At 54.4% G+C, this 22662-nt stretch carries 15 protein-coding genes; 6 read left to right on the top strand and 9 right to left on the bottom strand.

The features are described 5' to 3' along the window. Positions 1-69 precede the first annotated feature (69 nt). The 3 genes from BLT38_RS06325 (at position 70) to BLT38_RS06315 (ending at position 3928) form a co-directional block, all read left to right on the top strand. On the top strand, positions 70-1509 hold the full coding sequence (locus BLT38_RS06325; protein WP_083344420.1) for a sigma-54-dependent transcriptional regulator: 1440 nt from the start codon (positions 70-72) through the stop codon (positions 1507-1509). Continuing rightward, a complete protein-coding gene (locus BLT38_RS06320; RefSeq protein ID WP_083344419.1) occupies positions 1506-3389 on the top strand; it encodes an ATP-binding protein in 1884 nt (627 codons plus the stop codon). Before BLT38_RS06325 ends, BLT38_RS06320 begins: the two co-directional genes overlap by 4 nt. Before the next feature lie 230 nt (positions 3390-3619). After that, entirely contained in the window at positions 3620-3928 is a 309-nt protein-coding gene (locus tag BLT38_RS06315; protein WP_083344418.1) for a hypothetical protein, read from the top strand. On the opposite strand, the gene recR is transcribed toward BLT38_RS06315, so the two are convergent. From recR to BLT38_RS06290, 5 genes are all read right to left on the bottom strand, one after another. Further along, a complete protein-coding gene (recR, locus tag BLT38_RS06310) occupies positions 3925-4530 on the bottom strand; it encodes a recombination mediator RecR (protein ID WP_083344417.1) in 606 nt (201 codons plus the stop codon). The two genes, BLT38_RS06315 and recR, sit on opposite strands and share 4 nt — an antisense overlap. An 81-nt stretch (positions 4531-4611) precedes the next feature. Next, positions 4612-6609 carry a right-handed parallel beta-helix repeat-containing protein gene (locus BLT38_RS06305; protein WP_083344416.1) on the bottom strand — a complete coding sequence of 666 codons (1998 nt, stop codon included), beginning with the start codon at positions 6607-6609 and terminating at the stop codon, positions 4612-4614. A gap of 9 nt (positions 6610-6618) precedes the next feature. Next, a complete protein-coding gene (locus tag BLT38_RS06300; RefSeq protein WP_172838168.1) occupies positions 6619-7716 on the bottom strand; it encodes a sialidase family protein in 1098 nt (365 codons plus the stop codon). A gap of 206 nt (positions 7717-7922) precedes the next feature. Next, entirely contained in the window at positions 7923-8675 is a 753-nt protein-coding gene (locus BLT38_RS06295) for an SDR family NAD(P)-dependent oxidoreductase (RefSeq protein ID WP_172838167.1), read from the bottom strand. A 46-nt stretch (positions 8676-8721) separates the two neighbouring features. Then, positions 8722-9498, bottom strand: a complete 777-nt coding sequence (locus BLT38_RS06290) for an SDR family NAD(P)-dependent oxidoreductase (RefSeq protein WP_083344413.1) — start codon at positions 9496-9498, stop codon at positions 8722-8724. Between the two features lie 455 nt (positions 9499-9953). On the opposite strand from BLT38_RS06290, the gene BLT38_RS06285 reads away from it, so the two are divergent. From BLT38_RS06285 to BLT38_RS06275, 3 genes are all read left to right on the top strand, one after another. Next, entirely contained in the window at positions 9954-10745 is a 792-nt protein-coding gene (locus BLT38_RS06285) for an IclR family transcriptional regulator (RefSeq protein ID WP_083344412.1), read from the top strand. Between the two features lie 133 nt (positions 10746-10878). Then, positions 10879-11904 (top strand): SMP-30/gluconolactonase/LRE family protein, encoded by a 1026-nt coding sequence (locus BLT38_RS06280; protein ID WP_083344411.1) that lies wholly within the window; start codon positions 10879-10881, stop codon positions 11902-11904. A gap of 171 nt (positions 11905-12075) precedes the next feature. Continuing rightward, positions 12076-13617, top strand: a complete 1542-nt coding sequence (locus BLT38_RS06275) for a CoA-acylating methylmalonate-semialdehyde dehydrogenase (RefSeq protein WP_231966788.1) — start codon at positions 12076-12078, stop codon at positions 13615-13617. A gap of 54 nt (positions 13618-13671) precedes the next feature. Here BLT38_RS06275 and BLT38_RS06270 read toward each other — a convergent pair whose 3' ends face one another. The 4 genes from BLT38_RS06270 to BLT38_RS06255 all read right to left on the bottom strand — a co-directional run bounded on the left by BLT38_RS06270 (position 13672) and on the right by BLT38_RS06255 (position 22293). After that, a complete protein-coding gene (locus BLT38_RS06270; protein WP_083344409.1) occupies positions 13672-14058 on the bottom strand; it encodes a cupin domain-containing protein in 387 nt (128 codons plus the stop codon). Continuing rightward, a complete protein-coding gene (locus BLT38_RS06265; protein ID WP_083344408.1) occupies positions 14036-16183 on the bottom strand; it encodes a transketolase C-terminal domain-containing protein in 2148 nt (715 codons plus the stop codon). The genes BLT38_RS06270 and BLT38_RS06265 overlap by 23 nt, the downstream gene beginning before the upstream one ends. Before the next feature lie 32 nt (positions 16184-16215). Then, positions 16216-18456 carry a PQQ-binding-like beta-propeller repeat protein gene (locus tag BLT38_RS06260; protein ID WP_083344407.1) on the bottom strand — a complete coding sequence of 747 codons (2241 nt, stop codon included), beginning with the start codon at positions 18454-18456 and terminating at the stop codon, positions 16216-16218. An 84-nt stretch (positions 18457-18540) separates the two neighbouring features. Beyond that, positions 18541-22293, bottom strand: a complete 3753-nt coding sequence (locus BLT38_RS06255) for a TonB-dependent receptor (protein ID WP_083344406.1) — start codon at positions 22291-22293, stop codon at positions 18541-18543. Positions 22294-22662 lie beyond the last annotated feature (369 nt).

The raw sequence follows: 22662 nt of genomic DNA, 5'->3' as shown, positions 1-22662 counted from the left end.
AGCATACGCAAACTTCCAGACGAGAAGCGCATCCTACCCTTGAACTTAAGTTGAAAGGTCTATTACTGAGTGGCACAGACCAAGGTACTGGTCGTTGAAGATGAGCCGAACGCACGCGCCGGCCTGGCAGAACTGATTGCTTCCTGGGGCTATCGCACCGAGACCGCGGTGGATGGCGTAATGGGGCTTGACTTGGTGGTGCGCTGGTCGCCCGATGTGGTGGTCACGGACCTGATGATGCCCCGCATGGACGGCCTGCAACTGCTGGACCGCATTGGCGAACTGCCCCAGCAAAAGGTCGCCGTTGTGGTTCTCACCGCGCAGGGTTCGATTGAATCCGCAGTGGATGCGATGCGCATGGGCGCGTATGACTACCTGCAGAAGCCGGTCGATCCGCAGCGCCTGAAAACCATCCTGCAGAATGCGCAGCAGCAAGCAGAAACAAACGAAGAGATTAGCGCAGTAGAGATCTCTTCTGAAGAAAATGGCCGTTTGGGGCCTCTGGTGGGATCGTCGCCGCATATGCGAGAGATTTTCCACCTGATTGAGCGCATTGCTCCGAACAATGTCAGTGTTCTGATCACGGGCGAAAGCGGCACCGGTAAAGAACTGGCTGCGCGTGCGCTGCACATGTTCAGCGGCCGCCGGAATAAGCCGTTCGTTGCGGTGAACTGCGCGGCCATCCCGGAAACCCTGATTGAAAGTGAGATCTTCGGACACGAAAAGGGCGCATTTACAGGTGCGCAGGAACGTCGTGCCGGATGCTTTGAACTTGCGGAAGAAGGCACGTTGCTCCTGGATGAGATCGGCGAAATGCCTGCGGCCACGCAGTCAAAGCTGCTGCGAGTACTGGAAGACCGCAAGCTCCGCCGCCTGGGTTCGCGTGATGAGATTCCAGTCAACGTGCGTGTGATTGCGGCTACGAATAAAGACCCGCATCAGGCCGTTTCCAGCGGCGAATTGCGGGGGGATCTCTTTTATCGTCTGAACGTCTTCAATATCCAGATGCCTTCCCTGCGCGACCACAAGGAAGACATTCCTGCCATGGCAGAAGCTATGGTGCAGGAGATGAATGATCGCCACGGCATGCAGGTTCCGGGAATCTCCCGCGCTGTGATGGATCGTTTCATGGCCTATAGCTGGCCCGGCAATGCGCGTGAACTGCGCAATACCATTGAGCGCGCTGTAATTCTTGCGAACGGCAAATCGATTGATGTGTCGCATCTACCGCCGGGCTTCGGTGAAGAACAGCACACACCGCCCGCGCACGGAGCTCATCTCACGCAGTCGGCCACGACGTTCTCAGCACCCGCGAATAGCAACGATTTTGTGCATCTTTCCGTTGGCATGACGGTTGATGAGGCGGAAAAGCAACTCATCCTGAAAACGCTGGAAGCGACACGCAATAACAAGACGCGCGCTGCTGAAATTCTGGGAATCAGCTCGAAAACACTGCAAAATAAACTCAAGGAATACGCACTGGAAGACAAGGATGTCCTCGAGTCATGAGGCTTCGTCTCAAACTGATAGCAGCCACCCTGCTTTTCACTTTCACCCTTACGGTGGTGCTGTCGCTTGTCTTCCTGTCTGAGATTCTGCGCGAACGTATTGCGCAGACAGAGTCGTCGAACAGCGTGCTGGTGCATGAGATGCTTTCTGCAACCCGTACAGCACTGCAGAATGGCCTGCGTGACCACCCTCCTGTAGAAGTTGGCGAACAGGCATTGCAGACGGCCATTGAATCCGCGCTGCAGGATGACGATGCACTGGCTGAGACGCTGAACGGATTCGTCCGTTACTCCCCCAGCATTCAGGATGCGTATCTTGCCGACGCGAACGGTCGCGTTCTGGTGAGCAGCGACCCCGCCCTACTCAATGCACAACAACCGCACCGGCGCGACATCTCAGTTGTGACGAACGCTTCCCTGCTTCAAAAGCGCGCACTGCTCTTTGGCGATCCGGAAACACTAGACATGAGCCTGCCGATGGAGCGGAACGGCCAACCGTTCCTTACTGCACATCTCGGTGTGCGCTCCACACTTCTGCGCAATGCTTATGCTCCCTGGCTGCGGGATGCCGCCATGGTGTGCGTTTTCGCGCTTGGAGGTGCATTGCTCGTGGCCGCTGCTCTTTCCACGGCAGCGATGCGACCGCTGGAAGACATCAGCCGTGAACTGGACGTCCTTTCCGGCACAGCGGGCGTACAAACCGAAGAGACGCAGAATAGCGACGCCGTACAACGTGTCAGTTCCTCCATCAGTCGTCTGGATGAACGCATCCGCACCAGCGAACAGACACGCACTGAGATGGCCACCAATTTGAACAGCATGCTGCAGACGCTGAAGGATGGCGTGATGCTGATCGATGCGGATCTTCGCGTGATCATGGCCAGCGAAGCCATGCACTATTTCCTGCCGCCGGGGAAGGATGCCGAACTAGGCGCTCCGTTGACGGACATCTTCCCGCGCAACACAGCGATTGGCGCGTTGCTGGCTGACCTGGTGACGGAACGGCGCAGCGTTCGTTCACAACCTGTGGTTCTATCCGATGGCCGCACGGTAGAGCTCTCCTTCGACTACTTCCCCGGCAACGCACCTGGCGCGTTGCTAACGCTGCACGATGTGGCAGCGCAAGAGGAATTAGAACGCGAAATTGAAGTAGCGCGTCGCATGGCAAGCATCGGACGCCTGACGGCTGGTGTGGGTCACGAAGTCAAAAATCCCATCAACGCAATGGTGGTGCATCTGGAACTGCTTCGCAGCAAACTGGCTTCGGGTGCGAATGCAGAAGGTGCGCAACGGCACGTGGATGTTCTGTCGAGCGAGATGGGCAGGCTGGATCGCGTGGTGCAGACGCTCGCTGACTTTTCACGACCAATGGAACCCAGGTTCCTGGAGCAGGATCTGCTGCCTGTTGTGCAGGCCGTGGTGCAACTTGTGGCAGCCGAGGCGGAGAAAGCAAGAATCGCCATTGCGATTGCGGAAGGCACTCCGGGCCCATCCCTCCGCGTTGTTGCAGATGCCGAATTGCTGCGGCAGGCATTGTTGAATATCGTATTAAATGCGATGCAAGCTATGCCCGGAGGCGGTGCGATTCAGATCCAGGTCTCGCGGGAGCGTGGCAGCGCCGTTATTTCGATTCGCGACTCTGGAACAGGAATTCCCCCAGAAAAGCTGGACCGTATTTTCGATCTCTACTTCACCACTAAGGCAACTGGCAGCGGCATCGGCCTGGCTCTTACGTATCGCATTATGCAGCTTCATGGAGGCGTGATTGCCGTTGCTTCCGATGCGGATGCTGCGTCGGCTGCCCACGGCACCACCTTCACCCTGCGACTCCCGTTGGCCGGCCGCAATGCGGCCACTTCTGTACCGGCGGTGACGGCATGAACCGCACCGTATGCCTCTCTTCCTCGCTAATCCTGGCTCTTCCATTGGCTGGATGCAGTAAGCGTGTGATCGCTGCGGCTGTACCTCCTCCGCCGCCGCCAACACCTGTCGTCAGTGTTCCGCCCCCGACACATCCCACGGAGCCTCTACCGGAAGTACCACTCATTACATCGGCGGATGTCCCTCTTACAACAGAGCCACCTGTTCGGTTTCCCATACGTAGGCGTCCAATGACGGCAAACCAACCGATTGAGACAGCTTCTGCGGCACCATCCGGTATTGCCGATCTTGGGGAGTTGACCACCGGCGGTGAATCCAACAATGGGCAGTTCCGACATCAGACAGAAGACTTGCTCCGCACACAGAACCGCAGACTCGCCTCTCTGTCTTCATATGCGATCGCGATGCACACGCAGCAGGTGGAACAGGCACGGCTCTTCCTGAAGCAGGCAGCCGACGCATGGAAGAAGCAGGATATGGAAGGCGCACGCACACTTGGCACAAAGGCCAAGGTCATCCTGGACGAGATTCTGGGTTAGAGTTCGCGGCGGCCTTCCAAGGCGCGACTCATCGTAACTTCATCTGCATATTCGATATCGCTACCAGCAGGGATGCCGGTGGCGATACGCGTGATACGCAATGGGTGGTCTGCTGCCGCACGATGCAGTTCCCCTGCAAGCCAGTGCGAGGTGGCCTCACCTTCCACCGTAGGCGATAGCGCAAGGATGATCTCTTCGATACCACCAAGTCTGCTGAAAAGGTTCGCGGTACGAAGCTGCGATGGGCCAATGCCATTCAGTGGCGAGAGCGTTCCATGCAACACGTGATAGATGCCGTTATAGCTGCGTGTCTTTTCAATCGCGCTAATGTTCGTGGGTTCTTCAACAACACAGACCGTCGCATGAGTGCGCGTGGGGCTGGAGCAGTACACGCACGGATCAACGTCCGTGACGTTGTTGCAAACAGAACACAAACGCAGTTTTGCCCGAAGCTCCTGGATGGCCTGCGCAAGCGCTGACGCCTCTTCCCCGGGCGCGCGCAGGATGTGAAACGCCAGCCGCTGGGCTGACTTGGCCCCGATTCCGGGAAGTTTACGCAGCTCCTCAATCAGCCGCGCCATAGGTTGGGCAAATCGTTCCATTCAACACCTGCGAGCTTCATCCTATCAGCGGATAAAACGGTGGCAATGCGAACGGCCCCCATTGCATCGTGACCTTGCCGCCTATTGCAGGGGCCCAACATCTGTCAGATCAATCGCCTGGAAACCTAACTTGAGAGCCGGTGATCCGGGTAGAAGACTGAAATCATAACCAGCTGCATTACGGAAAAGCGGATCCGCGATGACGGATTGGGAATCATTCCCTTTCGCCTGCCACTGTTCCCATGTATTTGCCGCAAACTGCATGGGCGCATGGCGCGCGTTCCAATACAGATTCTTGTCCAACGTTACGTTGCCATCGGACCACACGCCATCCAGAACTGACCCCGTTGAGAGAACGACGATATTTCGCTCGAAGGTCAGCGCATGAAAACCTTCAGAACGTGTGCGTCGCGCGGCATAGTCACGGTTGAATGCCAGGATGTTATTTCGAACAACATTGTCGCGACCATAATGAATGTGGAAACCCGCGCTCTGTGTTTCATACACGATGTTGTCTTCAACAGTGATGCCTGTAGAACCTTCATCCAGGTAGATACCCCAACCGCCATAGGTGAAGCAGCCAACATGATGAATCAGGTTGTGATCGATACGCGTGCCAGGCTGCACACCCAACATATAAATCCCGCCCAGGTCGCTGAGCACTGTACCGATGTCATGGATCAGATTATGGTCGATGCGATTATTCGCTACAGGTACGGGGCTATAACCCCAACTCCAGCCGACCGAAATAGCTGAGTAAGTCAGATCGTGCAGATGGTTGTGCGCGATGACATTGTCGCCACTTATCAGAACCCATATGCCAACAGCCGATGGATAAACCAGACCATCATGATCGATTTCGTTGTTGGTGATGACGTGATGAGAAGAGACTTGCTCCGGCCCCTTGGGAACGACACCCTCTCCAATGCGAATGCCACCAGCACCCAGATCGAAAAAATGATTGTGATCAATGATGGCGTGCTGGTTCCCACCAAGAAACGCGAGCGCGTAGCCGCCGATACCGTGGAAAGTGCAATGATCGACGGTTATGTCGTCCGTTCCGCGAAAGTTTATGGCAGCTTCTGCGATGTCAGCGGCCTGATTGCTCTTCAGACCGCTTTCAGTCATCCGCCAGCGAGAGTATGCAAACGTAATGCCGGAAAAACGCAGGTCATGGACGCGGCCAGGTGTTCCGTTCGTGCCCTTCACATCCATCAGATAAGTCAATCGAGGAGCGATCACTTCAGCATTGCGCAGTGACTCAAATGGTCTCTCATGCAACTGGATGACATTCGACTTTTTATCCTGCTGCCACGTATCAGCAACCTCAGGCGTACCAGGAATGTTTTCCACGATGTACCGCGCCTGCGATTCAAACGCCGATCCCTTTGCAGATCCAGCAAGAGTTGCGATGCGGTGAACCGTATCCACTGCAAGGATGGGATAACGCGCCTCAAACCACGCAATGTACAAGACGACCTCTGCGCCGGTCCCTGCCCACTCGGAAGGGATATCGTCATTGTCATATTGCAACTGAAACTGAGTATCCGCATTGGTCTTCCCAACCATGCGCAGATAACCATTCTTTGGTGTCTGTGTGCGCGGTAGTCGCAGGCCATCCCAAAAGAGTTGCGTAGTCGCGAAGCCTGGAGAGGTCTGCCATACATTCTTGGCTGTCTCCGTCCAATCGGTTACACGAACACCGCCACTCACCACAGGTTCTTCGTGCGGATATGCCTCGTAGATGGTTGGTCCGGAAGAGAGACCGGAATCTTCGGGCCGGAGTTCGAAGGTGCGCTCCAACGAGTAAGTGCCGCCGCGCAGGATGACGTGGATGGTGCCTGCATATTTTTGCTGGCGCAAAGCACGCACATGGTTACGCGCTGCTTCCAATGTTTGCAATGGACCGTCATTGCCGGCTGTGTTCGTATCGGCAAGCTTCCCGCTCCATTCGTCCTTACCTGTAGGCGAGACATACACCACGTCCTGTGCGCTACAAATACCTGCACAAACGAGGATCAAGCACCATGCGAACCACTGCCACCGCAGGACGAAACGTACCGGATGACGAAGGTGCATGGTGCCTCCTTATTTAGCGGGAACCTGCGCAAGTTCCAGGCGTACATGCTTGATCGTTGTGCGATGCCATGTGTATGTCATTTCCAGCGCTTTGTCGTTTCCTTGAATAATCGCAGGGTAGGAGTACTCGCCTTCGCCCTGTTCCAACGTGGCGAAGATCCGGAAATGCTCTCCATCCGTACTCACAGCAAGATTCAGCGGAGAGCGTCCACGCGTGGTGTCGTTGAAGATCATTACCTCGCGACCGTCCTTCAAAGCAACGACATCCAGACCCGAGTTGTTGTTCGGAAGATCAAGATAATGCGGCGTGGACCAGCTAAGACCTTCATCCGTCGAATCGGAAACGACGATGCGCGACGCAAGCGTCTTTGAACGCGCATAGAACCGCAGATGCTTGCCACCCAGCGAAATCACAGATGGCTGAATAATGCCCGAGTAAGGGCGAGCCGCCTTGTCCTTCTCGCGAACTTCCTGCGAGTCCGATGGAGGATCAGGCCATGGTTTCGCGGCTGCATCGTCTTCCCGGCTGATGGTCAGAGGGCCGATGCGCTTCCATGACTTGCCACCGTCGGCGCTGCGCTCAATGAATACGCGCCATCCATCCTTACCTTCATTTGAAGAACCGCTGACGATTACACCGTTCGGCAACACCAACGGCCTTGCCCGGATCGGCCCAAGTACGCCATCGGGAAGATTCTCCTTCGGAGACCATGTCTTGCCCTCGTCCGTGCTCACCATACGCTTGCCCGCCCACGTGTCGGGGCTGGGACCATATTTGTAGTAGAGCCACAGCTTGCCATCGCTCGTATGAAACAGGACCGGATTCCACGTGGGGATTCCCTGATCGCCATTCTTCTCACGAGCCACTTCAACCGGTGCGGACCACACACCCTTGTGTTTACGCGCGGTATAGATGGCAACATCCGGCGCACGCTCTGCCTTGCCGCCAAACCAGGCAGCCAGCAGGTCGCCATCCTTCAACGCGACAACCGTTGATGCATGACACTGTGGGGTTACCGTTGCGGGCGCGTAAATAAACTCACCTACCGGATGCACTCCAGGATCGGTCGCGTGTGATGGAACCCACTGCGCACCGGCAGTTCCCACCCAAATTACACATGCTGCCGCTAACATTCGCATCCCGCATCGATACATGAAGCTCCACCCCATTCGCAACGCTTTGCTACGTGGCATCCAGCATACCCGTCGAAGTCGCTGCAATGAAGGCGTTAACTCTGTGTCTATTGAGAATGTTGTTGTAACAGCTTCAGTACGATACGGATGCGTCCTGTCGAAGCACAGGGAATCGCAATTTACTTACCGACCCATCCGCCATCGACATAGATGGATTGGCCCGTAATGTACGAAGCATCATCCGATGCAAGGAATGCAACGGCCTTTCCAACCTCTAGCGGCTGCCCCGGACGTCCCAACGAAATCTGTCCTACGACCCCAGGTAGGATCTCCGGACTTTCCAGTACCCAACGAATCATTGGGGTATCAATCAGACCGGGATGAACGCAGTTCACACGGATGCCGTAGTACCCCATCTCAGCAGAGATGTTGCGTGTAAGCGCTTCAATCGCCAGTTTGCTTGGAGCATAGTGTGTACGGCCTGGCAACACACGAGCCGCCTGAATCGATCCGATATTCACTATTGAGCCCTCGCGATCCTCTGCGATTGCGCGCTTACAGAAAGTCTGCGCGCACATCCACTGGCTCTTAAGGTTGACCTCAGTGACTTCCTCCCACTGCTTGTCCGTAAGTTCCAGAAACGGGATGATGGTCTCGATCCCCGCGTTATTGACCAGCACATCAATAGGACCGAAGTCTGACGCAGCATCGAAGATGCGATCCACATCTGCTCGCTTACTTACATCGCCAGCAACGACGAGCGCGCGCCTTCCCTTCTTTTGAATGGCATCGGCTAGCACCTCGCAGCGCTCATCGGCATAGATGTCATTAATGACAATGTCTGCGCCTTCGTCGGCAAGAACTTCAGCAATCCCCTTACCAATACCTTGTCCTGCGCCTGTCACAAGCGCGATCTTACCCACCAACTTCATCTTCGTCCTCGTCGTCATCTCTCGTTTAGGAGTTCACGTGTACTCGTTAGTGGATCGTCCAGCCGCCATCAACCATCAGCGTTTGTCCTACCACCATATCGGCGAAAGGACTCGCCAGGAATAACACCGCGCCCACCAGATCTTCAGGCTGGTTCCAACGGCCCCGCGGAATCATCTCCTGTGTCGCCCACTCTTTATAGCCAGGCTTTTCGAGAATGTTCTTACGTGATTCCGTTTCGGTGATGCATGGCGCAACAACGTTTACCAGAACACCTTGTTGTGCCCACTCCAACGAAAGCGATTTCGCTAAATGATGCACGGCGGCCTTCACTGCAGCGTAGAGCGCGCGGTTCTTAAACGCGATAACACCAAAGTTAGATCCAATCTGAATAATGCGACCACTTCCCTGAGGCAACATCACTTTAGCCGCTGCCTGCGAAGCGAAAAAGACACTTTTGAGCGAAGCCGTAATGGTCTTATCAAACTCTTCTTCGCTGACATCCAGAGCAGGTCCGGTCCCCGTCCAGCCCGCATTATTGACAAGGATATCAACGCGTCCAAACTCGGTGACGGCACTATCCACTAACTTCTGAACGTCACTTACTACCCCAACATCTGCCGGAACAATCAAAACACGCCGACCAAGTGCTTCAATCTCTTGCTTGAGCTTCTGTATTTCTTCCAGCCGAGGTCCGGGGTGCTTGGAAAGAACCAGATTCGCTCCTGCCTGAGCCAGCCCCAGGGCGATGGCACGCCCGATGCCTTGCGATGCGCCGGTTACGATGGCAACCTTGTCTTGTAAGTTGAAGCTCGAGTAATCCATCTGCACTCCGAAATCAGATCGTTGCGTATTTCACTTAATTACTTGCGTATTGTGCAACGAGCAAATCTTAACGTTCCATCTCGTAAGCGTCAAGGCTCGGTTATCGCAATATCTACAAGAGCCGGTTTATCGCCATACCAAGAGCCATTTCTGATTGCGCTTGAGGGCAATCGTCCAGTTCGCCAGCATCTCCTAGATGTATGCAGTAAAGATTTCCTTCTGGACGCCATCAAAACGAATGGCTGCACGGGAAGAAGGCGATCTTGTATGGGCGTAGGGGCATCTAGCGAGCAGCTGCCACGCCTTCGCATGACGGCATAGCAGGGTGATATGGTGGAGGCAGAATCTGAGAAGCGCCCCAGGCTTTCTCACCGGCACATACCTCAGGGAATGGCACTTAACGTGATATTTCCGAAAGATGGCGGGAGTCTGTGGGCCTCAACAAGGCAAGGTCCATGGCTCCGAAGAAATCACCGCTCGTCCCTTTCATCCAAAGCCTTGACCGCGGCCTAACCATCATCCAGATGGTGGCGCTTTCCAAGCAGCCGGTAACACTGTCGGAACTGGCGGAAGCACTGGAAGTCGACCGTAGCAGCGCCTTCCGACTGGCCCACACCCTTCGTCGCCGTGGCTTTCTCTCCTGCCCCCCGGGTCGCAAGGACTACATTCTCGGGCCGTCCATGTGGACGCTGTCACACCAATACGATTGGAGCAACATGCTGGTCCGCGTAGCGCATAAAGAACTGAAGGCGCTGGCAAACGATCTGAACGAAACAGCGCACTTGGCCGTCCGAGAAGGCAAGAGCGCACTCTTTATCGATTCGGCCCATGCAAACCACGTCATCGCAGTTGCAGGCCAAACTGGCGAACTGGTGCCACTGTATTGCACCGCGCACGGAAAAGCTCTTTTGGCAGATGCCGACGAGCGCGAGCTAAAGTCGCAGTTCGGTCAGGGAGCACTCACGCGGCACACGAAAAACACCATTACGAGCCTTAAGTCACTGCTGGAAGAGTGCCACGAAATCAAGACTCGCGGCTACGCGACGGACGAAGGTGAATACGCCGCTGGCATGCGCTGCATCGCTGCCCCCATCCGTCTCGAAGATGGTTCGATCGTCGGCTCCATTGGAATCTCGGCGCCAGACTCGCGCTTCCTGAAAGAGCAATATCCCAGCTACAGCAAGAAGGTTCTGCGTGTAGCCGCGGGCATTGCGGCCCTTCTAAACACTTCCGAGCAGTCCGAGTAGTTCCTCTTCACCCCGCCTCATAGCTCATCCCTCTTTCTCGCTTCGTGCTACCCTTGCAATCTATATTGCACATTGTGCAATACGGCGGATTGAAACTCATGCCGCCAGATCGAGCATTACGAAGGATTGCGGCATGTCTAATCCCATTCTTGATTTCGGTATCGACACGAATTCCCTGCAGTACATTGGCGAAGGCTTACAGCGCCCAGAGTGCATCCTCGCAGAACGCAATGGAACACTGTGGTCTGCAGATTCTCGCGGCGGTGTGGTGCGTATGCGGCATGATGGCACGCAGGAGATCGTGACGCAGCGCATCTCCGACTACTTCGCAGATGCTGGCGACGAAGCCACACGTTACCTGACCGGCACTCTGCCCAACGGTCTGGCATTCGCTCCAAATGGAGATATTCTCATCTCCAACTTTGGCACGGATCGCCTTGAAGTGATGACACGCTCCGGCGAATCACATGTGCTGGCGGACAGCATTGAAGGTGAAGCGATTGGCAAGGTCAATTTCGTTCTCCGCGATTCGAAGGGACGTATCTGGATCACCGTCTCCACACGCATCAAGAACTGGATGCACGCACTGCGCACTGACCTGTATGACGGATACATTGCGCGTTACATCGACGGAAAATTCCGGATCATGGCAGATGGATTTCAGTTCACCAATGAGATCCGTATGGATGCCAATGAAGAGTGGATGTACGCCGTAGAAACAACCGGCGGCCACATCCGCCGTATGCGAGTTCATGAAGACGGCACTCTGGGTACTCCTGAAGTCTTTGGCCCATCAAGCCTGGGCAAGGGGGCATGGCCAGATGGAATCGCATTCGATAGCATTGGCAATCTTTGGGGAACATGCGTCTATTCCGATAAGTTGTGGGCGCTCACTCCTCAGGGCGATCTGCGTGTGTTCCTGGATGAGGGCGACCCAGCGAAAGTCGACGCGTTGGAACAACAATTTCTTGCGGGTGCAGTCACGCAGGATGTGCTCTTCGCAACCGGTCGCGGTATTGCCCCTTGGATGGCAAGTGTGACCTTCGGAGGAGCAGACCTACAGACCCTTTACATCGGTTCGTTACGTGGCCAAAGCATTCCCTATTTCTGCGCGCCTGCACCGGGCTTGCCGATGGTCCACTGGAACGAATCCCACTAACTATCCTGATGCAATTTCGCGCAGACGATCGATGGGGACAGCAGAGATGCTGTCCCCATCATCTTGTAAGTACTGCTTTGCATTGAGGCATATTGCGTATTACGCAACTACTATTGCGTATTTATGACAATAGGAAGACAATCTCCGAAACGACTTTCCGAGGTTTTCGCCGTGTCCAATACCGCCACTCTTCCTGATTTGACTGCAGAAACTGCTTCGCTACGTGTGATCCCCCACTGGATCGGCGGCGCCGCTGTGCCCGGTACATCGGGCCGTTTCAGCGATATCTACAATCCAGCAACAGGCCAGGTACAAGCGCGGCTCGCTTTGGCAAATGCCAAGGAACTTGAACGTGCCGTAGCGGCTGCCAAAGCGGCGTTTCCAGAGTGGGCGGCATTTCCTCCGCTGCGCCGTGCACGCATCCTGTTTCGTTTTCGCGAGTTGCTGGAAAAGAATACCGATCGCATTGCTGCAGCCATCACATCGGAGCACGGCAAGGTCCTCTCCGATGCGAAGGGCGAAGTAACACGTGGGCTGGAAGTTGTTGAATTTGCCACCGGCATCCCTCAACTACTGAAAGGTGAATTTACAGAGCAGGTAGGCACAGGAATCGATAGCTGGAACATGCGGCAACCGCTGGGTGTTGTGGCAGGCATCACACCATTCAACTTCCCAGCCATGGTGCCAATGTGGATGTTCCCCGTGGCCTTGGCCTGCGGCAACACATTCATCCTAAAGCCAAGCGAACGCGATCCTAGTGCCGCGCTCATCCTCGCCGAACTCCTGAAAGAAGCAGGCCTTCCAGACGGTGTATTCAACGTACTTCACGGCGACAAAGAAACCGTGGATGGGCTGTTGGATCACCCGGATGTGCAGGCGATCAGCTTCGTAGGATCAACTCCCATCGCAGAGTATGTCTACACACGCGGCACAGCAAAAGGAAAGCGCGTGCAGGCACTCGGCGGCGCAAAGAATCACATGATCGTGATGCCCGATGCCGACCTGGATCAAGCAGCCGACGCGCTCGTTGGAGCTGCCTACGGTTCCGCCGGTGAACGTTGCATGGCAATCTCAATCGCTGTGACTGTAGGCAACAACACAGCGGACGAACTGCGTGAAAAGTTGTTGGAGCGTATTGCCATGCTGAAGATAGAACCCGGAACGGAAGCCACTTCCGATATTGGACCGCTCGTAACAAAGCAGCATCTTGAGCGCGTAAAGGGATACCTCAACACAGGCGTGCAGGAAGGCTCAGAGTTGGTTGTAGATGGCCGCAACTCCGCACTGCCAAAGGGTGATGGCTTCTTCTTAGGCGCTTGCCTGTTCGATCATGTGAAGCCGGAGATGAGCATCTATAAGGACGAGATTTTCGGACCGGTGCTAGGCATTGTGCGTGCGAATAACTTCCAGACCGCGCTGGACCTAATCAATCAACACGAGTTCGGCAATGGCACGTCCATCTTCACACGGGACGGAGATACTGCTCGCGCCTTCACACATGCGGTTCAGGTGGGCATGGTGGGCGTAAACATTCCCATTCCTGTGCCAATGGCGTTCCATAGCTTCGGCGGCTGGAAGCGCTCACTGTTTGGCGATCATGCCATGCACGGCCCAGAAGGCGTCCGCTTCTATACGCGCGTTAAAACAGTCACTGCTCGCTGGCCCACAGGCATCCGCGTAGGTGTAGATACCACGATGCCAACACTCGGCTAAGAATGCCCCAAAAAGAATGGGCTCCCATCTGGGAGCCCATGGGGACACAGAACATTAGTCCTGAAAACCAAGACCTTCAAACATCTGGTAGTTATCCAGGCTTGTCGCCGGCGCAAAGAAGCAGACAACTTTCATTACTTCATCGCTCGTGTTCTGCAACATATGCGGCTTTCCCTGAGGGAAAAGAACCATGCTGCCTGTGCGCACCTCACCGATCTCTCCGTCAATCCATACGCGTCCGCTACCGCTGACAAGATAGATCACCTCTTCGCCGTGAGGATGAGAGTGCGCTGGCCGTACCTTTTGACCGGGCTGTACCTCAATCATGGCCACGCTGCAATGCTCTGCCCCAGTGGTCTCTTTCGTTACAACCCAGCGCAACATCCTCCCAGGCAGATCCAGTGCCTCGATGTCGCTTTCATGCACGATAGGCAATGCCATGGCTGGATTCCTCACTTTCCGGCTCACCGCCCACTTCCAATACTTTTCTGGCTAGAGCCGCTCCTGAAAGTCCAAACACTTCCACCAACTCTTCATACGTTGCGGAGTGTATGAACTGCGGCTTGCCATGCGCATCGAGCGTATTCACCGTAAATACAGTGGAAGATGGATGGAACTCACGATGACGATAAAGAACCTTCAGATAGTTCTGCCATATATAACCGTTGTTCTGCTCAGCGAAGATCATCTTCTTTCTCGAACGATGCAGTTGCAATAACAACTCCTCATCGATGGAAGGCATATCCACCACAGTCACTCCGACTCCCTGCTCTGCGCAAAGACCCGCGGCTTCCATAGCTTCATGTGTTCCACGTCCACTACTAATAAGCACAACGGTATCGGTTTCTGTCTGCTTCAGAATATGGCCCGTCCCAAACTCGAAGGTGTACTCCGGCCCATACAAGACGGCTGATGCAGTACGCATAACTCGGACATACAGCAAGCCTTTGTTGCCCTGCATCGCCCACTTCATCAACGACAACATCTGCTGCGGGCAGGAAACGTCAATGATCTTCAGATGTCCGACAGCATCAAACGTGGTGATGTCATCGTTGCCCATGTGTGTAGCGCCGTTCGTACGTGTTTCGAAGTTGGCCGCCGTAGCAAGAAACGTCAGATCAAGACCATGACCTTCGCTCAGCCACCCATCGGTCGCTGCAATCGCCTCGAACCTCTCCTGCTGTCCCACTGCGATGCGTCGCATCACTTGCCAGTTAAAGAATGGGCAGAATGTGCTGGTCCATACCTGCTGTCCAAGTGCGGCCATAGCTTCGCCAATCAACATCATGTTGGCTTCCGCAACACCCACATTCAATGCGCGAGCTTGATCCACCGCAGCCACACCGGCTTCCAGACCACTGGTGGATGCAAGATCAGAATCGATGGACACAACGCGACGGTCGCGCGCGAAGACCTTCATCGCTGCGGTGACAATCTCCGCGGCTGTGTACTGCTTTCCGCGATCCAATCGCGGCAGAGCAGCATCATCGTATTGCACCGCCTTCAAACGCACCTGAGCTCGACGCGTAAGTACCGGGCCAATCACTTGCGAGAAATTGTTGGATTCATCCAGATGCGTGTCTTTCGCGGCACGTCGCAATAGCTGGGCAATGCGCTTGTCTTCCTGGGTGTCGTCAAGTTTGACCAACAGCTCTTGAAACTCTGCAACACGTTCCGCGCGACGTGCACGCTGTAACTCAGCCTCCTGATCCAACAGCGCTTCGGCAGTAGTGACTTTATGCTTGTTCATGAAGTCACTAAACGCACCGTAGCCCTTCGTCGTACTGCAGATGATGGCTGTCGGCTTACCATTGCGTGGCCCATAACGGAATTGCTCCAACGCGGCCACAACACCGTCGTATTGTGTTGCGTCTACACTATGCGCATTCCATCCAAAGGAGCGGAAGACTTCATCCAGCTCCGGCATCGGAAAAAGCGTGCGGTTGTGAACATCAAGCTGACCATGGTTTCGGTCAACCAGAACACACAAATTATCCAGATGGCTTTGGCCCGCATACATAATGGTCTCCCAGCAGGTCCCTTCCTGCAGTTCGCCATCACCCACCATTGCATAGGAATCAAAACGTGGGCTAGTACGCCCTGCAATCGCAAATCCCTGCGCTACGCCGATACCCTGTCCCATTGGTCCGGTGGCAATGTGAATGCCAGGCAGCACGGGCCCTGGATGTCCATTCAGCAAGCTATGGTGCGAGCGCGAGTGCGCTAGTAACGTCGCATCGAAGTAACCAATCTCCGCATAGATAGAAGCAAGTGTTGCAACAGCATGCCCCTTGCTCAACGTGAAGATATCCTGACCGCGTCGCGTTGGATCTTCGATATCAAGTGAAAGAAACCCACCATAGAACAATGCCACCATGGGAATGGTGGCGGAGAATGCTCCACCTGCATGCAGTCCATTGTCGACAGCAGTCCGACTCTGAGAAAGCGTCAGCAATCGTATATCAGAGTCCTTGATCGCAAGCAGCCGCAAAAGCCCTTCGCGAATCAAGTAGTGAGGCTGGGAGAGCAAAGCCTCTCCAAAAGCGAATAGTGTTCCAGTTTTCATCTTGTTCCAGAGCCCTTGTACGTTGCAATCACTTATCGTTTTGCTGGCAGAGCGAACACGTAGTATCCCTGCGAAGGCGCCGCATCCCCCGACGTCTCCTTTGCAAGCGGACCATCACTGTTCTGATGAGCTCCTACATCCGTTCCAGCAAGAACTGTTCCAGGTCTTGCGCTGATCACGATGTATTCCTTGCCATTCACCTCATACACAGCAGGAATGCCTTCCGGTGCTGCAGGAAGTTCTTTCTCCCACAAAACCTTTCCAGTGTCCTTGTCATAAGCGCGGAACTTGGAATCGGACTTCGTTCCAGAGAAGATGAGTCCACCAGCCGTAACCGCAACGCCGCCACGAGGCCAGTAACTTCCAGTCCCCTTAATCCCTTTCGCTTCAAGGCGCGTAATGCCTCCAAGAGGAACCTGCCAAGCGATCTTGCCGCGATTCAAGTCGTATGCAGTCAACGTCGACCACGGTCCCTTAATAGCAGGCAGGCCATCTTCCGAATCCATATATCCGTAGCCTGTCCAATAACGCTGACCAGCGGTCTTAGGTGGTGGCGCCAGTAACGCCTCTAAATTCGGAGGAGCTTTAGCCGTCGACGGACTCTCGAGATACGCAACCAACGCATCAAGATCGGTGTTTGTGAAATCAGCGAATGCAGGCATCGGTGATTGCCCGTTGTGCACGGTCTCTTTCACACGTGACGCGCCAATCCGTTCTACAACACCCTTCAGTGATGGGATAACGGGTGGCTGCCCCTGCTGCTCCGCAAGATGGCATGCTTGGCAATTCTGTTTGTAAAGCACCAAGCCAACTGTGGAGGGAGGGCCTTGGATCGGGCGACGCGGCGCTCGTGGCTCCAGCTTCAACAATGACGGTGCGTTCTTGGCTTGAACATAAACAAAGCCCGCATCGGGATCAGCAGCGAGCGCGCCCCAGTTCGCACCACCACCATTTCCAGGAGCCTGAATGGTGTTCTGCAACGATGGCGGAGTGAACAAGCCGTCGTTCTTGGCCTCACGTACCAGCTTCCGCAATCTCTCCTGCTCTGCAGGTTCCTGGATATATGGATTAATGTCATCAGCAGTAAAGCTTTGCCGCACAAACGGTGGCACTACAGTGGGGAAAGGCTGCGTTGGCCAAGACTGCTCACCCGGCACTGTTGAAACCGGTACAGGACGTTCTTCAATAGGCCACAGTGGCCTACCCGTAACACGATCCAGCACATACAGAAAGCCATTCTTTCCCGCAGCCGCAAGCGCATCAACAACCTTGCCGTCGTGCTTTACCGTAATCAGCTTGGGCGACGCCGCCAGATCGTAGTCCCACAAGTCGTGGTGCACAGTTTGAAAGTGCCAAAGGTACTTTCCGGTCTTCGCATCCAAAGCAAGGATGCAATTTGCGAACAGATTCATGCCCTTTCTGTCCGCACCATAAAAGTCATATGTGGCCGATCCAAGTGGGAAGTAAGCAATGCCTCGCTTCTCGTCAATCGAGAATTCTCCCCATGTATTCACGCCACCTTCGTGTTGCCACGCATCTGCCGGCCAGGTGTCATAACCAAACTCACCCGGATGCGGAATCGTATGAAAACTCCACACCAGCTTGCCCGTAATCACGTCATAAGCACGTATATCTCCCGGAGGTGAACCGTAGTCCTCGCCAGGAGCCGATCCCATAAGGATGAGGTTTCCAAATATCTTCCCAGGCGTACTCGACTGGATGGATCGAACCTTCGACGGATCGCGGCCCAGCCCCTCTTTTAGATTCACACTCCCATTCACTCCAAAGGAGGTGATCAAAGTTCCAGTCTTCGCGTTCAACGCATGTAATTCGTTATTACTTGCAAACAGGATGCGGGCATCCGTCCCATCGTCGCTCTTCCAATACGTGAGACCACGATTAGTAATGCCACGAGGATTCTGTGTGTCATACACCCAGATCTCTTTACCCGTGACTGCATCCAGAGCCGCAATACGGTTGCTGCGCCCCAACACAAACATCACGCCATCAACAACGATAGGGTTTGAGCCAAAGAGCAAACCGTTGTTGCCTGCGGGATAAAACCATGCCTGCTGGAGCTGGGTAACGTTCGTCTTGTTGACTTGTTTCAGAGAAGAATACTGCGATGCATCCGAGCTGCCTTCGAACTGAGACCAGTCAGCATACCGTTTGTGCTGTTCCGCACGGACAGTAGTCGCACGTTCGCTGGAGAGTGCCACCATCAAGGTTGCGGATGCGCATAAGCTCGCGCCGATGAACTTGCGATATTGCATGAAGTCTCTTCCCTAAGCATTCTTACTTACAAATCTCACGACAAACACCCCGTGCACCGTTTAGCGCACGGGGTGCTTACACAGTTAGAAGACCAAACGTGCGTGCATCTGAATCTGCCTCGGGTCAAAGGCATTCATATTCACGGTTCCAAACGTGCTGCTCGTGCCCAGACCGGGAATCAGCCCCTTGCTCGCGTTGTTCACAAGGTTGGGTGATCCAAGCCCTCCGACATAGGCTCCGTTGTATTCCGCAGTGTTCAGAAGATTCGTTGCTTCTGCCGCAACGTCTAGCTGGAACCGTTCAAACAGCGGGAAACTACGCCGAAGGCTGAAGTCCACGTTGTAACGGCTGTTGGTTCGGATATTGCCATCCGTCTGCGCGTGATTTCCAACCCAATACAAATCCTGCACAATGCTTCCGTTAGGAGTTGTAAGCGTTCGGCTGGAATAAGCGCAAGCGTTGTATTTCAGCAATGAGTACTTAGCGGGCGTGACTGTCTTCCCGCAAGGAAGTGTCACCGTCGTCGAGCCGTTGTACCGCTTCTGGAACTCCTTCGGGAGGACAACATTCTGTCCAGCAACACGATCCAGTCGAGATGTCAGCGATCCATTGTTTGAGAAGCTTAAAACCACCGGCATGCCGGATTGCATTGTGATCACGCTGCCAAAGCTCCATCCTCCTAAGAGCACACGTCCGACAACGTTCCCAAGAGCGTACTTCCCATCCTTCCCGAACTGCGACTTGTAGATCAACGTGGCGACAAGACGATGTGGCTGATCAGCAAGACCATAATTGCGATTGAGTCCATTGTTCAAGAGATCAGGAGTTCCAAGCGAACCACCAGCATTCACACCCTGGCCATCTTCAATACCAGTAACTGAATAATCCAGTTCCTTGCTCCAGGTGTAATTCAGAATCATATTGAAGCCAGACTGGAAGTTGTGTCGCAACGAAGCCTGTAACGAGTTGAAGTTGGAGTAGCCCCTTGAACCGTTGAGAAACGCTCCGTAAAGCAACGGATAAGGTGTCTGTGGGATGAACTGCTGAATCGTTGAACCAGCAAGAGCATTCTGGAACGGGAGCAGTTGGCCACCAGTTGGCTGATACGGATTCTGCACCAATGCCGTTGCCGGATTCGACGTCCCATTGTTTGCGATGTACTGACTACGATAGTTCGCAAGAGTAGACGGGTCGACAGACTGCAGCGTCTCAAACGGCTGATTGCGCGTTGTCAGGTTCGAGCCATAGGATCCTGCCCATCCAAGCGAGAACAGGTAGCCGCCACCTTTGCCAAAGGCCTGTTCAAGGAAGACATTTCCCTGCTTCATCAACTGGTTCTTCAGGTGCCGATCGAAATAAGCTCCGGTTGTTCCATACACCTGCGGTGCAGCAGCATTCGCTCCAACTGCTGGAACAAGTGGAGAGGCATCAGTGAATCGCGTCACAGGAACACCTTGTGGGTTTGTACCAAATGGCAACGCCTGATTGCCTGGAGAGAATGGCGTTCCACCGTAATCGTTCGGGCTTGAGAAGTAACCGGTATTGCTTGGCAGATAGGCAAATGCAAATCCGCCGCGAATCACAGTCCCTTCATGCACCTGGTACGCAAGCCCGACACGAGGCTGAAAGTCCGTGTATTCCGTATCCCACAGGTTTCTGCTGTAGCCATTCGTTCCAGGGAAGGCAATCACGCCTTTGCTGCCAAACGGATTGTTCCGTGTGAAGTCGATGCCGGACAGCCGGTTATAGCGCTCGGTAGGTCCGGGCTGCAGATCCCAGCGAAGACCAAGGTTGATGGTCAGATTCGGTCGCACCTTCCAATCGTTCTGCGAATACACCGCGAAGTACTTTGCTGCATATGCTGGCTTCAGATTGGCTCCGGGACGAACAAACCAGACACCTTCGCCCAGCAACATCGTTGCACCTGAAATTCCTTGCAGATTCGGACTCGTATTGCCAGGCGCCTGACCACCACTTGCAGTCACATACCGGAAAGAATAGTTGCCTCCGGGATCTGCTGCACAGCAACCACCTATGTTCGCAGATGCCTCTTCGAAGTCGTTGTAGTTGGCCAGCATCACACGATATTCGGAACCAACCTTGTAGGTCCACTTCCCTGCGACCTTCGTCACGCTGCCATTGATAGCGTGGACCAATTGATGCTCTGCCTTGCTGGCGAACTGTCCAGCTGAAAGTGCAGACCAATTGCTGCCGCCACCGCTGCCACCAAATCCCGCAGGGCTCACAACGGGCGCAGCACCAGGCTGAGCAAACAAAGCCTGTGTTGCCGTAGGAATTCCAAAGCTACCGTAATCAGTAAATCCGGAATGATTACCTGCGTAGTTGTAGGTGTTGATTCTTGTCACGCCATAGCGTACGTCAACATACAGCGTGGGAGAAAGCGTAATCGTGTCACCGATCTGAGCATACGGATTCTGATCCTGCGTAGTCGTCGGCGCGTTGTTAAACGGAGCTGTCCCAAACGGACGAGGTTGAGAGATCGTTCCATAATCGATACCGCCGCTTGCATAGAACGAATGACGGCCCCACTTGAAATCAAGGCGGTTGTTTGATGACTGACGGCGCACCATATTCACTACGGTTGCCGTGAAGTTGTTGGTGTTATAGACATCATCCGGCGTGCGATTCGGCAGCGGATAGTAGCTAAACATCTTCACCGCATACGGATTCGGATTCGGAATGATTGAATTTGGAATCTGCGCACGTTCATACAGGTTCGTGCCGCGCTGCGTCACGTTGAATGGATCAAACAACAATGCCGGAACCGGGTTTCCGTTCGCATCCTGCTGGAAAGTCTTGCTGAAATCTCCCACGCGCTCCAGAGCCGTAGGCACGGTCTGAAGATACGTCTGCCCCTGATTAAAGCGCAGATAGTGATAGCTGGACGAGAAGAAGATTCGATCACGCCAGATAGGTCCTGTAATGGCGCCGCCAAAGTCATTCACCTTGAATGCAGGACGGCGGATTCCCTGTGCCTTATTACCGGGCGAGTTTGCATTCAGGGCTTCATTACGAATCATGTATGACACTTGTCCGTGAAACGCATTCCCACCAGACTTCGTCGTAATTGCCATCACGGAATCACCACGGCCATAGTCCGCGGTGAAGTTATTCGCAATCACGCGAACTTCCTGAATGCCTTCGGTGTTCGGTACGATCGCTGCTTCGTTGAAGCCATTACCCGTAATCGGAAGGCCATCAAGCTGGATGTCATTCTCGTAGGCTCGACCACCGTTCACACCGATCGCGGAAAACTGAGCGCGTCCTGCAACACCCACACCAAACGAATTCAGATTCTGCGTGCTTGCCGATGTATTGCGAGGCTGAACGCCATTCTGTAGCGTCGCGTAGTAGAGCGGATTCTGCGTGATATTCGGAATAGCTTCAATCGTCTGAGCGTCAACAGCTCCAGACACGGTACTGCTTTCCGTCTGAATCTGAGCCGCGGAAGCATTCACTTCCACCTGCTCTACTGAGCCTCCAACAGACAGCGTGCTATCCACTTTGACTGTCTGCGAAGTGTTCAGAACAACACCCTTCGCCTTGAAATCCTGGAAGCCGCCCTTGCTCACCGTAACGGTGTATTTACCAGCGGCAAGATACGGGATGGTGTATTGTCCGGAGCTCGAAGCATCTGTCGTTTGAGTTTCATTGGTAGCTTCGTTCGTCACGGTCACCTTGGCCCCGGGCAAAAGGGCGCCGGTGCTGTCGATAGCTGTTCCGGTGATTGTTGCGGATCGAATCTGTGCGCTCGCAGATGAGACAAGTACTGCGGCAAGTGCGATTGCCGATCCAAAACTCTTCCTGTAGTACATCGGTTGGCCTCCAGCTACGTGTTGCGTATTATGCAATTCTTATTGCGTGAACGAGAGAAGGCTAGCAACGTTAAACAGAATTCGTCAAGGATTAAAAAATATTTTCAGACGATTGCTGTAATGCTTGCTGACGCTTGAGAACACGCAACAAAACTGTCCTCTCGCATGCGACTAAACACAGCCGTTTTCACAACGAAGGAAGATACTCGTGTCTCTTCCGCGTTGAAAAAAGCGGCTGCCATCGCTCCGCGATTTAGAGATGTGCAATCTTCTTTACGTGCACGGGTGCACAAGCGTAATCGGTATCTTCGCCGAAATTGCTGCCGCGATATCAATGGCGCATGTGCACGCAGGCTCTCTATCGTCTGC

Source organism: Terriglobus roseus (genome assembly GCF_900102185.1).
In the GTDB taxonomy this organism is placed as follows: Bacteria; Acidobacteriota; Terriglobia; order Terriglobales; family Acidobacteriaceae; genus Terriglobus; species Terriglobus roseus_A.
The sequence above is the reverse complement of the archived record's forward strand: the minus strand, read 5'-3'. Positions and strand labels throughout refer to the sequence as shown.

Excerpts from the sequence above, each read along its gene's own strand:
- BLT38_RS06265 (WP_083344408.1), bottom strand. The coding sequence starts at position 16,183 with ATGAAAACTGGAACACTATTCGCTTTTGGAGAGGCTTTGCTCTCCCAG.
- BLT38_RS06315 (WP_083344418.1), top strand. The coding sequence starts at position 3,620 with ATGACGGCAAACCAACCGATTGAGACAGCTTCTGCGGCACCATCCGGT.
- BLT38_RS06290 (WP_083344413.1), bottom strand. The coding sequence starts at position 9,498 with ATGGATTACTCGAGCTTCAACTTACAAGACAAGGTTGCCATCGTAACC.
- BLT38_RS06270 (WP_083344409.1), bottom strand. The coding sequence starts at position 14,058 with ATGGCATTGCCTATCGTGCATGAAAGCGACATCGAGGCACTGGATCTG.
- recR (WP_083344417.1), bottom strand. The coding sequence starts at position 4,530 with ATGGAACGATTTGCCCAACCTATGGCGCGGCTGATTGAGGAGCTGCGT.
- BLT38_RS06260 (WP_083344407.1), bottom strand. The coding sequence starts at position 18,456 with ATGCAATATCGCAAGTTCATCGGCGCGAGCTTATGCGCATCCGCAACC.
- BLT38_RS06295 (WP_172838167.1), bottom strand. The coding sequence starts at position 8,675 with ATGAAGTTGGTGGGTAAGATCGCGCTTGTGACAGGCGCAGGACAAGGT.
- BLT38_RS06285 (WP_083344412.1), top strand. The coding sequence starts at position 9,954 with ATGGCTCCGAAGAAATCACCGCTCGTCCCTTTCATCCAAAGCCTTGAC.
- BLT38_RS06255 (WP_083344406.1), bottom strand. The coding sequence starts at position 22,293 with ATGTACTACAGGAAGAGTTTTGGATCGGCAATCGCACTTGCCGCAGTA.
- BLT38_RS06305 (WP_083344416.1), bottom strand. The coding sequence starts at position 6,609 with ATGCACCTTCGTCATCCGGTACGTTTCGTCCTGCGGTGGCAGTGGTTC.
- BLT38_RS06320 (WP_083344419.1), top strand. The coding sequence starts at position 1,506 with ATGAGGCTTCGTCTCAAACTGATAGCAGCCACCCTGCTTTTCACTTTC.
- BLT38_RS06280 (WP_083344411.1), top strand. The coding sequence starts at position 10,879 with ATGTCTAATCCCATTCTTGATTTCGGTATCGACACGAATTCCCTGCAG.